General features: G+C 34.8%; 10 protein-coding genes. 6 read left to right on the top strand and 4 right to left on the bottom strand.

All coding sequences use genetic code 11. From position 1 onward, the window contains the following. The first annotated feature begins 4 nt into the window (after nucleotides 1-4). Both JM658_RS10190 and JM658_RS10185 read left to right on the top strand, forming a co-directional pair. The gene (locus JM658_RS10190) at nucleotides 5-433 is read left to right on the top strand and encodes a GNAT family N-acetyltransferase (protein WP_236959158.1); all 429 of its coding nucleotides are present in this window, start codon (nucleotides 5-7) and stop codon (nucleotides 431-433) included. Between the two features lie 21 nt (nucleotides 434-454). Beyond that, the gene (locus tag JM658_RS10185; RefSeq protein ID WP_236959157.1) at nucleotides 455-706 is read left to right on the top strand and encodes a DUF1456 family protein; all 252 of its coding nucleotides are present in this window, start codon (nucleotides 455-457) and stop codon (nucleotides 704-706) included. 103 nt (nucleotides 707-809) lie between these two features. Here the strand turns inward: JM658_RS10185 and JM658_RS10180 are convergent, their stop codons facing one another. Together JM658_RS10180 and mnmA are read right to left on the bottom strand one after the other, a co-directional pair. Next, nucleotides 810-1,751: an NAD(P)H-dependent flavin oxidoreductase gene (locus tag JM658_RS10180; protein WP_236959156.1), complete on the bottom strand. Its 942-nt coding sequence runs from the start codon at nucleotides 1,749-1,751 to the stop codon at nucleotides 810-812. 119 nt (nucleotides 1,752-1,870) lie between these two features. Next, nucleotides 1,871-3,058 (bottom strand): tRNA 2-thiouridine(34) synthase MnmA, encoded by a 1,188-nt coding sequence (mnmA, locus tag JM658_RS10175; protein WP_236959155.1) that lies wholly within the window; start codon nucleotides 3,056-3,058, stop codon nucleotides 1,871-1,873. Nucleotides 3,059-3,374: 316 nt separating this feature from the next. Between mnmA and JM658_RS10170 the strand changes: the two genes are divergently transcribed. From JM658_RS10170 to JM658_RS10155, 4 genes are all read left to right on the top strand, one after another. Next, a complete protein-coding gene (locus JM658_RS10170) occupies nucleotides 3,375-5,201 on the top strand; it encodes a fasciclin domain-containing protein (RefSeq protein ID WP_236959154.1) in 1,827 nt (608 codons plus the stop codon). Nucleotides 5,202-5,325: 124 nt separating this feature from the next. Continuing rightward, nucleotides 5,326-6,285: a fasciclin domain-containing protein gene (locus JM658_RS10165; protein ID WP_236959153.1), complete on the top strand. Its 960-nt coding sequence runs from the start codon at nucleotides 5,326-5,328 to the stop codon at nucleotides 6,283-6,285. 295 nt (nucleotides 6,286-6,580) lie between these two features. Beyond that, nucleotides 6,581-8,272, top strand: coding sequence for a GMC oxidoreductase (locus JM658_RS10160; protein WP_236959152.1), 1,692 nt, complete (start codon nucleotides 6,581-6,583; stop codon nucleotides 8,270-8,272). 1 nt (nucleotide 8,273) lies between these two features. Then, nucleotides 8,274-8,867 carry a gluconate 2-dehydrogenase subunit 3 family protein gene (locus tag JM658_RS10155; RefSeq protein WP_236959151.1) on the top strand — a complete coding sequence of 198 codons (594 nt, stop codon included), beginning with the start codon at nucleotides 8,274-8,276 and terminating at the stop codon, nucleotides 8,865-8,867. A gap of 78 nt (nucleotides 8,868-8,945) precedes the next feature. Here JM658_RS10155 and yidC read toward each other — a convergent pair whose 3' ends face one another. Together yidC and JM658_RS10145 are read right to left on the bottom strand one after the other, a co-directional pair. Further along, nucleotides 8,946-10,826 carry a membrane protein insertase YidC gene (yidC, locus tag JM658_RS10150; protein WP_236959150.1) on the bottom strand — a complete coding sequence of 627 codons (1,881 nt, stop codon included), beginning with the start codon at nucleotides 10,824-10,826 and terminating at the stop codon, nucleotides 8,946-8,948. A 110-nt stretch (nucleotides 10,827-10,936) separates the two neighbouring features. Then, nucleotides 10,937-12,553: a CTP synthase gene (locus tag JM658_RS10145; RefSeq protein WP_236959149.1), complete on the bottom strand. Its 1,617-nt coding sequence runs from the start codon at nucleotides 12,551-12,553 to the stop codon at nucleotides 10,937-10,939. Between the last annotated feature and the right edge of the window lie 45 nt (nucleotides 12,554-12,598).

The raw sequence follows: 12,598 nt of genomic DNA, 5'->3' as shown, positions 1-12,598 counted from the left end.
TATAATGTTTAAAACATCTATCGCTCTTCTTAATGAAGATGCTATCGAAAAAATTGTAACACTTACACAACAATTAAACCCTACGAAATCTAAGGAGTCTCTATTGGAGATGCATCGTTCTATGTTTACATTTAATGGGTATAAATGCTTCGGACTGTTCTATGAAGAGGAGCTTGTTGGGATTTGTAGTGGTTGGATTACTGTGAAATTATATTCTGGTAAGCAACTAGAGTTAGATAACGTTATTATTAATAGCGATCATCAATCAAAAGGTTTTGGAAAGATTCTTATTTCTAAAATTGGAGAATGGGCAGCAGAAAATGATTTCGAAACGATGGAACTAAATACCTATGTTGGGAATGGAAGGTCTCATAAATTCTATTTTAATCAAGGGTTTGAAATTATTGGATATCACTTTCAGAAAAAAATATAAAACAATCATTACCTTTGCAGCATGGCATTAACAAACAACGACATATTTAAAAAGCTTCGTGTAGCTCACAAATTAAGAGACGAACAAATTGTAGAAATCTTAGCTCTTGTTGATTTTAGAATCACTAAAAGTGAATTAGGAGCGCTCTTTAGAAGCGAAGATCATCCTAAATACATGGAATGTGGGGATCAAATTTTACGTAATTTTTTAAATGGTCTGATTATCCATCTCCGTGGCCCACTGCCTAAAAAGAAGCCTGTAGAAAAGAAGTAAGTTTTAGGCTGTAAGCTTTAGGCTTTATGCACTAGGCTCTAGGCTGCTTAAATTCTAAATTAGAAATCGGTTTACTTTTTAAATCAGCCTCCAAATTATAGCATCAAATAGCGAGTGTTTTCTTTTTTGCTGCTTCAAATTCAGCAATCATATTATTTACGATTGTAGCTACGGGGAGAATATCGTTTATTAGTCCACTTATTTGTCCAATTTCGAGTTCTCCTTCCTCCAAATCACCTTCAAACATACCTTTCTTAGCACGTGCTCTGCCAAGTAAAGTTGCCAATTCTTCTTTGGTAGTTCCTTTAGCATAGAGTGCATTAACATCGTTAAAAAACTTATTTTTAATTAGTCGCACTGGAGCTAGTTCTTTTAAAGTAAGTTGGGTATCCCCCTCTTTACTAGCAACCACCAATTCTTTAAAATTTATGTGAGAAGAAGCTTCTTCACTAGCCACAAATCTACTCCCAACTTGCACTGCATCTGCGCCAAGCACCATTGCAGCAAGCATTCCGCTACCGGTAGCTATTCCACCAGCAGCAATAATCGGAATAGTAATTTGCTCTTTCACCATCGGAATAAGAGTAAATGTGGTAGTTTCATCGCGCCCATTATGACCGCCAGCTTCAAAACCTTCAGCAACAATAGCATCTACCCCAGCCTCTTGTGCCTTAAGGGCAAACTTAACGCTACTCACTACATGCACCACCGTAATACCATGAGCTTGCAAATGAGAGGTCCATGTTTTAGGATTTCCTGCGGAAGTGAATACTATTTTCACTCCTTCAGAAATAATAATATCCATCAGCTTATCAATATCTGGATATAGCAAAGGCACATTGACTCCAAAAGGATTATTGGTAGCTTTTTTACATTTCTGAATATGTTCTTGTAACACTTCAGGATACATAGACCCAGCTCCAATTAGCCCTAAAATTCCGCTATTAGAAGCTGCAGCTGCTAACTTCCATCCGCTTGCCCAAACCATTCCCGCTTGAATAATGGGATACTTAATATTAAATAGTGTAGTGATTCTATTTTCCATACTCAAATATAAGAAGATTTGGAGTAGCTAAGAAAATGAGTATCGAGATAAAAAAAGGGAATCTATAAATTATAGACTCCCCATTATATATGTTGTAAAAAGTGACTACTTGTTTTATACTATCCGATTACTCCAGATCCTATAAGCTCTTCCCTTTGGTAGAAAGCTACAAACTGCCCCTCTGTAATAGCACTTTGAGGGTTCTCGAAATCTACATAAAGTCCGCCATCCACTTTATAAAGCGTTGCTTTTTGGAGTGGTTGTCTGTAACGAATACGAGCCATCACTTCTATATTTTCATCTATATCTAAAGCTAAATCTTCTCGTACCCAATGCAATTCATCATTAGTAACAAAAAGCGCTTTTCTAAAAAGTCCAGGATGATTTTTACCCTGTCCTGTATATATAATGTTCTCCTCAACATCTGTTTCTATTATAAACAACGGCTCTGGAGTACCACCAACATTTAAACCTTTACGCTGACCTTTTGTAAAATAATGCGCCCCTTGATGTTTTCCGACTACCTTCCCGTCTTTAGCATTGTAAACTACTTTTTGAGCATTAAATGCCAACTCTTCACTTTTATCATTGAAAGTGGGAGTAACTCTTTTTTGAAGGACTTCTTCCGCAGCAATCTCTATAATCTGACCTTCTTTTGGTTTTAATTTCTGCTGAAGAAACTCAGGAAGTCTTACCTTACCGATAAAGCAAAGCCCTTGTGAGTCTTTCTTTTCGGCAGTAATTAAATTATTCTCCGCAGCAATTTTTCGTACTTCAGGTTTTGTAAGCTCCCCAATAGGAAACAATGTTCTACTTAACTGTTCTTGTGAAAGCTGACATAAAAAGTAAGACTGATCTTTATTTCCATCTACTCCAGCCAAAAGTCTATGCACAGGATTTCCATCTACGGTAATAGTATCTTTACGGCAATAATGACCCGTAGCAACATAATCTGCACCGAGGTCTAATGCTATTTTCATAAACACATCAAACTTAATCTCTCGGTTACAAAGCACATCTGGATTTGGTGTACGACCGCGCTCATACTCATTAAACATATAGTCCACTATACGCTCTTTATATTGTTCGCTTAAATCTACAGTTTGAAAAGGGATTCCTAGTTTATCTGCCACCATCAAAGCATCATTACTATCTTCCAACCAAGGACATTCATTAGATATCGTTACAGAATCATCGTGCCAATTCTTCATAAACAATCCTATTACATCATACCCCTGTTCCTTTAACAGATAGGCTGTAACACTAGAATCTACTCCCCCCGATAAACCAACTATAACTCTCTTCATGCTAACTTAATTGAAAATAATATACAAAATTACAAAATTCATTTAGAAGAGATTAGTCGAACCATCAACAGAATTCTTTCAATTTATACAACATAAAAAACAGTATAATTTACGTTTAACATAAGCATAAAATAGTTAAACAGAATTTATACCACGAAGTATGGTATAAAAACTAAAATACTGAGTAACAATTATATAATGCAGACATTATTATGTTAAAAAAAGTTAACTCTTAATTAATGTTTAACTTTTATTGTAATTTAGTTAAACAATATTACAGATACAGTAATAACATAAAACTTAAAAAACAATCAAAATGAAAACAATCATCCATTTATCAAAGTATTTTATTGTTGCATTTTTGTTAGTAGGATTGGCATCCTGTTCTGATGATGACGACAATAACCAAACGCCTCCAGAAGGAGAGTTAACAATCACAGAAACAGCTGCTTCAGATGCTGAGTTAAGCATTTTAGTAGCAGCATTAGTTAAAACAGGTTTAGATGACACCCTAAATGAAGAAGGTACATTTACAGTTTTAGCTCCAACCAATCAAGCATTTCAAGATGCTGGAATTACAGATGTAGATGCAGTATCTAACGATGTGCTAACAAACATTTTGTTAAACCATGTGTTTAGCGAAGAGCTAGCTTCGAGTGAACTTAGTACAATGTATAAGAATACACTTGCTACTGGTCCAGATGATAATCAAATCAGTATGTTTATTAACACTGATGGGGGTGTAACTTTTAACGGTACATCAATGCCAACTACTGTAGATATTATGGCCTCAAATGGAATTATCCATAAAGTAAATGGTGTATTAAATATTCCTACTATTGTAGATCATGCCGCAGCAAATCCAAATTTCTCCATATTAGTAGAAGCATTAGGAAGATTTGGGGATCAATATCTAGACCTACTTTCTGGAACAGAAGGTTCTCCATTTACAGTATTTGCTCCAACTAATGAGGCTTTTACAAACTTATTAAGCATGTTAGGAGTTTCTTCTTTAGATGAAATAGATGATGCTACATTAGAAACAGTATTAACATATCATGTAGTTGCTGGTGCTAATGCTACGTCTGGAACTTTATCTGACGGACAAATGATTACTACAGCTCAAGGAGACGACGTTACTATTATGACATCTGATGGAGTACAGGTTATGGACGCTACAGAAACACCCGCAAATGTTATTGCTCCAGATGTACAGGCAGGAAATGGTGTTATCCACGCTATCGACAAAGTATTATTACCACAAGCTATAGTTGACGCATTGAATCCAACAATTGCAGGTTTTGTATCTATGAACGATGATTATTCTTCTTTATTAGCTGCTGTACAGAAAGCTGGTTTAGTAGAAACATTAAGTGCAGAAGATGCTGGATTAACAGTATTTGCTCCTAATAATGAGGCCTTTGCTACATTCCTATCGGATAATGGATTTGCTTCTTTAGATGATGTTCCTACGGATGTATTAACACAATTATTACTAAACCATGTTATTTCTGGAGAGGTAATGTCTGGAGATTTATCAACCATGTATGGAAATACAATGGCAACAAATGGAGATGGAGACAATTTAAGTATCTATATAAACACAGAATCTGGAGTGATGTTAAACGGCGTATCTACTGTAACAACTGCAGATGTAGAAGTAAGTAATGGAGTAATTCATGCTGTAGATGCTGTTATTGGATTGCCTACTATAGTTACTTTTGCTACTGCTGATGCTAATTTTAGTTCTTTAGTAGGAGCACTTACTGCGGATGATCAACCAGATTTTGTAAGCATTCTTTCTGGAACAACAGATGCTCCATTTACAGTATTCGCACCTATAAATTCAGCTTTCGAAGCATTAGATGCAGTTCCATCTGGAGCTACGTTAACAGCAGTTTTACAACATCATGTTGTAGCTGGAGCTAATGCAAGATCTGAAGATTTATCAAATGGAATGATGGTAGAAAGTCTTGAGGGGGACAACATTACCGTTACATTACCAGGTACTGGAGATAATATTGCTGACTTAACAGATGGGGCCGGAAACACAGGTATCGGAGTAGTTGCTGTAGATGTGCAAGCTACTAACGGTGTTATTCATGCAGTGAATCAAGTATTAATTCCAGATACTACAAACTAGAAACCACTTTAATTTTTTATCATTGCTTTTGAAGAGAGTCACCAAATGGTGACTCTTTTTTTTGTATAAAAAAGCAAATATTTGTCAAAAAAGAATATATTTACTCCACCAAATTTTACACATTATGAACACACAGAAAAAAAGCTTAAAAGCAGTATTGCTTTTACTTATTTCTGCCTGCAATCTTGTTGCATGCAGCGAATCTTCCAACGATGAAGGTTCAGAACCAGAAATCATTAACGAACCAGTAGCTCTTTACAGCTACCTAAGTAACAATGAAGATTATAGTATTCTTGTAGAAGCTATCAATCAAATTGGTTACCAAGACGCTTTAAATGTTGATAAAGCAGGGTCTTATACTTTTTTTGCTCCTAATAATGAAGCTTTTAAAAGGTATTTGGATGATAATGGAGTTAGTAGCATACAAAATGTACCTACAAGCCTACTTACTCAAATCATTCTTAATCACATGCTTAATGGACCAGAAAAAAAATTAAAAGAAATTCCTGAAGGTTATAATAAAACACAAGCTAAAGAGTATCCTTCATTAGCAAATATCGATGTATTTGTCTCTAAGAATAACGATACTGTTACCTTAAATGACGGGATTTTAGTAACAAAAGAAGATATTGATGTAACCAATGGTGTAATCCATCAAATAGACGATGTGATCGTACCTGCTACATTAGCAACTTTTATAAAAGTAGATCCAGCATTTTCTAATCTTTATGATGCTTCAGAGCAAATCAACAGTGAAATCTCTGATAAACTACATGATGCTGCAGCAGAAATCACTCTTTTTGTTCCATCTGAAGATGCTTTTTTGACTATGGGAACTGTAACCTTCGAGAAATTAGAGAAGACTTTAAAGTATCATATTATCGATGGGAAATCATATCCTTCCACTAAGCTTGTAAATGACATGACTCTTGACACATGGCAAGGAAGTTCTATTAAAATTTCAGTAAAAGATGCTATTACAATTACTGATATCTCTACTGAAAATGCCACTGTTATTAGTAAAGATATTGTTGCTTGGAATGGTATTGCCCATGTTATAGATAAAGTTCTTAAATACGAATAAGATCTCCTAAGTCCTATAATTTATTTAAAGATTTTTGTACCAACCTACTATAAGAATTCTTAAATAAATTATAGGACTTTTTTCAATACACCCCCTCCTCTCCTCCTTCTTATATTATTAGTTTATTTACCACTACTTCTTTATTATAACCTTCTCAATAAAATTTCCTCCCTATTAGTTTTATATCTTAAAACCCTCATATTTAAGGATATAAAAATATAATATGCTAGTTATTGTCATAATGACTTTATTTAAGTATATTTATTGCCGATAAATCAACAAAACACCCAAAATAATGAAAGAAAAACCACAATATGATGCTATTGTTATCGGTACAGGAATAAGTGGCGGATGGGCTGCAAAAGAGCTTTGCGAAAAAGGCTTAAAAACGTTAGTACTCGAAAGGGGTAGAATGGTAGAGCACATTAAAGATTATCCTACCATGCATAAAGACCCTTGGGATTACGAGCTAAAAGGAGCACTTACTCCTGAAGAAAAAGCTACGCAACATAAGCAACATCGTGTAGGTTGGGCTCCAGATAAATCGAATAAGCATTTTTTTGTAGATGATGTGAAGCATCCTTACAATGAAATTAAACGTTTCGATTGGATTCGAGGATACCACGTTGGAGGAAGATCTATTACATGGGGAAGACAAAGTTATAGATGGAGTGATATTGATTTTGAAGCTAACAAAAAGGATGGAATAGGCGTTGATTGGCCTGTACGTTATAAAGACATTGCTCCTTGGTATGATAAGGTAGAAACTTATATTGGAGTGAGCGGAAGAAACTTAGGTTTAAAGCAATTACCAGATGGGAAATTTCTTCCTCCAATGGATTTAAATTGCGTTGAAGAGCATTTAAAAGATAAAATATCTGAAAATTACAATGATAGAATTTTAACTATCGGTAGAGTTGCTCATATTACTGGGAACAAAAGTTTTGAAGGCAGAGGAACTTGTCAATCTCGAAATAGATGTTCTAGAGGTTGTCCGTATGGTGGATATTTTAGTAGTAATTCATCTACCCTACCAGCAGCGGAGAGAACAGGCAATATGACATTAAGACCTAATTCTATAGCCTATGAAATTATCTATGATGAAGGTATCGAAAAAGCTACAGGAGTTAAAATAATAGACGCAGAGACTAATGAGAAACACGAATTCTCTGCTTCTATTATATTTTTATGTGCTTCGGCAATGGCTACCAACTCAATACTTCTACAATCCAAATCCAACAGATTCCCTAACGGAATGGGGAACGATTCTGGTTCTTTAGGTACTAATATTATGGATCATCATTACCGACTAGGAGCCAATGGAAAAATGGATGGGTTTGAGGATAAGTATTTTAAAGGACGTAGACCTAACGGAATCTATATTCCTAGATTTAGAAACCTTAGTAAGGAAACAACTGCCAAAGATTTTATAAGAGGCTACGGATATCAAGGTGGAGCTAATCGAGGGGATTGGACTACTTCTGTTGCTGAAATGGGATACGGAAAAGAACTTAAAGATAATATTCTTGATATTGGAGGTTGGAACTTTGGAATGACTGGTTTTGGAGAAATGCTTCCTTATGATGAAAATAAAGTTACTTTAAATTACGAAAAGCTTGATAGTTGGGGATTACCAACATTAGATTTTGATGTAGAATTTAAGGAAAACGAATATAATATGAGAAAGGATATATTAAAACAAGGCGCAGAAATGCTTGAAAAAGCAGGGTTTAAAGATGTATCTACTTATGATGATCCAGGAGGACCTGGCTTAGGAATTCATGAAATGGGAGGAGCTCGAATGGGATATGATGCCAAAACATCTGTTGTTAATAAAAACAATCAATTACACGCTGTACCAAATGTTTATGTAACTGATGGTGCTTTTATGACCTCTGCAGCATGTCAGAATCCGTCACTAACATATATGGCATTCACAGCAAGAGCAGCGGATCATGCTGCGAAACAATTTAAAAAAATTAGCTAATATGGAGAGAAGAAAAGCATTATCAAGAATTGGTTTATCGCTAGGATATGCAGCTGCTGCTCCTACACTATTTTCCATTCTACAAAGCTGTCAAACAGAGGAAAATAAAACTACATGGAGTCCTATTTTCTTCAATGAAAAACAAGCTGTTGTTATAGATAAAATTACAGAATTAATTCTCCCTAAAACAGATCTTCCTGGAGCTGCAGAACTTAATATTCCTAAGTTCATAGATCTTAGTTTTGCAGAATTACTTTCTGACGAAGAAAAAGCTACCATTCGTAAAGGATGTGTAGAAGCTACTTCTATTTTAGAAAAAGATAATTTCACAACTGAGGCTTGCGACAAACTTCTAAACACCTATTTTAATGCACCTAAAGAAAAGCAAGAAGCTTATCTCAATAGCATTAACAAAGGAACGTTTAACAATCCAGAAGTATTGGTATATAATTTTCTGAATAAAGTAAGAGGAAATACAATATGGGCTTATAAAAATAGTGAGTACATTGGAGAGAAAGTACTTGTATACGACCCTGTTCCTGGACCTTTCCAAGGATGTATTAATTGGGATAATAAGTTAGGTTATTCATTGTAACCTAAAAATAACTAAAGTAAAAAGGGTGATTTGAAAATATTCAAATCACCCTTTTTTATATCAGAATAATACTAATTATTATTTCTTTTTCTGAGCTTCCGCCTGATCCATCATCTCTCTCATTTTCTTCTGAAAACGACTCTCTTTCTTAGGTTTCTTCTTGTTTTCTTGAATCTTAGCATGAATCTTCTCATCGTCGATAATGTAATTTTTAATTACCAACATGATAAGAATTGTAATCAAGTTCGATACAAAATAATACAAACTCAATCCACTTGCATAGTTATTAAAGAAGAAAAGCATCATTATTGGAGAAATGTAAATCATCACTTTCATAATGCTTCCCATATCTGGCATTCCCTCTTGTGCTGGTTGCTGCATTGCTTGCTGCTGTCCAGTTGTCATTTTCATATAAAAGAAAATAGCAACAGAAGCTAAGATTGGGAACAAACTCACGTGATCTCCATAGAAAGGAATACTAAACCCATCAGGGAATTTGTATACGATATCATAAGAAGAAAGATCATCTGCCCATAAGAATGGTTTCTGACGCAACATTATTGCTGTTGGGAAAAACATAAATAAGGCGTAGAATACAGGAATCTGTAGTAAACCAGGCACACAACCACTCATTGGGCTGACTCCAGCTTTACTATAAAGCTTCATAGTTTCCTGCTGACGCTTCATTGGATTATCCTTGTACTTTTGAGCTATCTCAGTTACCTCAGGCTTAATAACCTTCATCTTCGCTTGAGATAGATAAGACTTATATGTAACTGGAGATAAAGCCAACCTTACAATAATTGTCATCACAATAATTGCAATTCCATAAGGAAAAACAGAGCTTAGGTAATCATATAAAGGAGTAAAAACATGTTTGTTAATAAACCCAAAGATTCCCCATCCAAATGGAATAGACTCAACAAGCTCTAAGTCTTTATATTTTTTAAATACTCTTGCATCTGTTGGTCCGTAATACCAATGCATATTATAATTAAGCTCTCCACCTTTAATTTCTAACGGTGTAGATGCTGTGTATAATTTCACATATTGCTCCTCTGGACTCTCATCTTCGAACATCTGCTCCGAAGTCATAGATACATTAGAAAAAGAATCTGGATTGATAAGCATTGAACTAAAGAAATGCTGTCTATATGAGATCCAGCTTACATTAGTATCTGCCTCATCATCTTCTCCAGAAGGCGACAATTTACTAACACTCCCATCATGGAAGTATGTTAATCTAGTATAACGATTTTCATATTTTATACTTCTACTATGACGGATTCCTTTAAGTTTCCAATCTAATTGTGCAGGTTGAGAACTATTAAGAACACCATTTAATCCTTGAGATCTTACCGTGAAGTCTACAAGATACTCATCTGGTTTAAGCTCATAACGATATTCTAAAAACTTGTTATTAGAAGTCTTTAGCTTCATTGAAAGCACTTGATTCTCCCCATTTTTTGTAATAGAAGGCTCAAAGAAAAGATCTTTTGTATTTAGCGTACGATTATCTGTAGTTGCGAAAGTTAAATTAAATGAAGCATTCCCATCTTTTACAAGATATACAGGAATAGAATCAAATGTTTTAAAGTTTTTTAATTTAGCTTCTATAATTTGCCCTCCTTTATTACTAACTTCAAAACGTACCAATTCGTTTTCAAAAACAGTAGTATTTTCTTTAGCAGAAGGTAAGCTTGCAGAATATGCAAAAGCACCTAAAGAACCTTTATACTGTTCTAAAGCCGTAGAATCTTGTAGGTTAACTTCTGGAACAGTTTCTACTACAGCAGCATTTTTTTCTTGCTCTTTTGCTTTCTCTACCTGCTCTTGCTTCGCTTTTTCAGCTTGAATTTCTTCTTCCGTTGGCTGATTGTTATATATAACCCACATTAAAATTGCACCTATAAGTACAAATCCTAAGATTGAGTTAATATCAAATTTCTTTTCTTCCATTTAATTTTTATTAAAATAAATTTTCCCTCTCAATAAATAAGGGCAATAATCATTGCTAAATTTTAGTTTGCAAAGATATGCCCAAATCTTATATTCATGTCAAACTGACACTATTTATTAACCTTATGCTGAAGTGCTGCCTTAACAAAACCTACAAATAATGGGTGTGGATTTGCTACGGTACTCTTATATTCTGGATGGTATTGAACTCCAACAAACCAAGGGTGTGTAGGTAATTCTACCACTTCCACAAGTCCTGTTTCTGGATTAAGCCCTGTAGCTTTTAATCCAGCAGCTTCAATTTGATCTTTATATTTGTTATTAAACTCATAGCGATGTCTGTGTCGCTCAGAAATAGTATCGGCTGCATAAATCTTATTTACTAAGCTTCCTGCTTCCAAATTACAATCCCATGCTCCCAAACGCATAGTACCACCCATGTGAGTAATATCTTTTTGCTCTTCCATTAAATCTATCACAGGATTTGCAGTATCTGGATTCATTTCTGTAGAATTAGCATCTTTAATAGCCAATACATTTCTAGCAAATTCTATAACCGCCATCTGCATTCCTAAGCAAATTCCTAAGAATGGAATATTCTGCTCACGAACATATTTTATTACATCTATTTTTCCTTCTATTCCACGTTCTCCAAAACCTGGAGCTACTAAAACACCATCTAAACTTGCAATTTTATCTTGAAGTACTTTAGTATCGATATGTTCTGAATGGATGTATTCTACTTTTACTTTAACTTCATTCTCTGCTCCCGCATGAATAAAAGCCTCTAAAATCGATTTATAGCTATCTTGAAGCTCTACATATTTACCTACTAAACCAATATGAACTTCATCTTTAGGGTTTTTATGGCGATCTAAAAACTGATTCCAACGTGTTAAATCTGGCTGTGAATCATCTTTTAGAGCTAATTTTTTAAGGACTACATTATCCAAACCTTCCTCTAACATTAGGTTAGGAACATCGTATATTGTAGAAGCATCAATAGATTGTATAACTGCCTCTCTTTTTACATTACAAAATAAAGCCAACTTCTCTCTAAGATCATCAGAAAGTTCATGCTCTGTTCTACACACAAGGATATCTGCTTTAATACCACTTTCCATCAATGTTTTTACAGAATGCTGTGTTGGTTTTGTTTTAAGCTCACCTGCAGCAGAAAGGTAAGGTACAAGTGTAAGATGAATTACGAGTCCGTTGTTATCTCCTAATTCCCACATTAATTGTCTTACAGATTCTATGTATGGCAAAGACTCAATATCTCCTACTGTTCCTCCAATTTCTGTAATAACGATGTCGTATTCACCACTTTTTCCAAGCACTTGAATACGTTCTTTAATTTCGTTGGTAATATGAGGAACTACTTGTACTGTTTTCCCTAGGAATTCTCCTCTACGCTCTTTTTCGATTACGCTTTGGTAGATTCTTCCAGTAGTTACATTATTAGCTTGAGAAGTGTTTACGTTTAGAAAACGCTCATAATGACCTAAATCCAAATCTGTTTCTGCCCCATCATCTGTAACATAGCATTCTCCATGCTCGTATGGATTAAGCGTTCCCGGATCTACATTTATATATGGGTCAAGTTTCTGAATTGTAGTTTTATAACCTCTTGCCTGTAAAAGTTTCGCCAATGATGCCGCTATGATTCCTTTTCCCAATGAAGAGGTAACACCACCCGTAACAAAAATGTATTTGGTATCTGCCATTATCTTTACTTAAATGAATTTGCCTGCCTAAACAGCTTGTTGAAA

Source organism: Joostella atrarenae (genome assembly GCF_021764745.1).
Lineage (GTDB): Bacteria > Bacteroidota > Bacteroidia > Flavobacteriales > Flavobacteriaceae > Galbibacter > Galbibacter atrarenae.
The sequence above is the reverse complement of the archived record's forward strand: the minus strand, read 5'-3'. Positions and strand labels throughout refer to the sequence as shown.

What these genes read in the sequence shown, in the direction of transcription:
- JM658_RS10190 (WP_236959158.1), top strand. Translation starts at nt 5, where the DNA reads ATGTTTAAAACATCTATCGCTCTTCTTAATGAAGATGCTATCGAAAAA.
- mnmA (WP_236959155.1), bottom strand. Translation starts at nt 3,058, where the DNA reads ATGAAGAGAGTTATAGTTGGTTTATCGGGGGGAGTAGATTCTAGTGTT.
- JM658_RS10145 (WP_236959149.1), bottom strand. Translation starts at nt 12,553, where the DNA reads ATGGCAGATACCAAATACATTTTTGTTACGGGTGGTGTTACCTCTTCA.
- JM658_RS10170 (WP_236959154.1), top strand. Translation starts at nt 3,375, where the DNA reads ATGAAAACAATCATCCATTTATCAAAGTATTTTATTGTTGCATTTTTG.
- JM658_RS10160 (WP_236959152.1), top strand. Translation starts at nt 6,581, where the DNA reads ATGAAAGAAAAACCACAATATGATGCTATTGTTATCGGTACAGGAATA.
- JM658_RS10185 (WP_236959157.1), top strand. Translation starts at nt 455, where the DNA reads ATGGCATTAACAAACAACGACATATTTAAAAAGCTTCGTGTAGCTCAC.
- JM658_RS10180 (WP_236959156.1), bottom strand. Translation starts at nt 1,751, where the DNA reads ATGGAAAATAGAATCACTACACTATTTAATATTAAGTATCCCATTATT.
- JM658_RS10165 (WP_236959153.1), top strand. Translation starts at nt 5,326, where the DNA reads ATGAACACACAGAAAAAAAGCTTAAAAGCAGTATTGCTTTTACTTATT.
- JM658_RS10155 (WP_236959151.1), top strand. Translation starts at nt 8,274, where the DNA reads ATGGAGAGAAGAAAAGCATTATCAAGAATTGGTTTATCGCTAGGATAT.
- yidC (WP_236959150.1), bottom strand. Translation starts at nt 10,826, where the DNA reads ATGGAAGAAAAGAAATTTGATATTAACTCAATCTTAGGATTTGTACTT.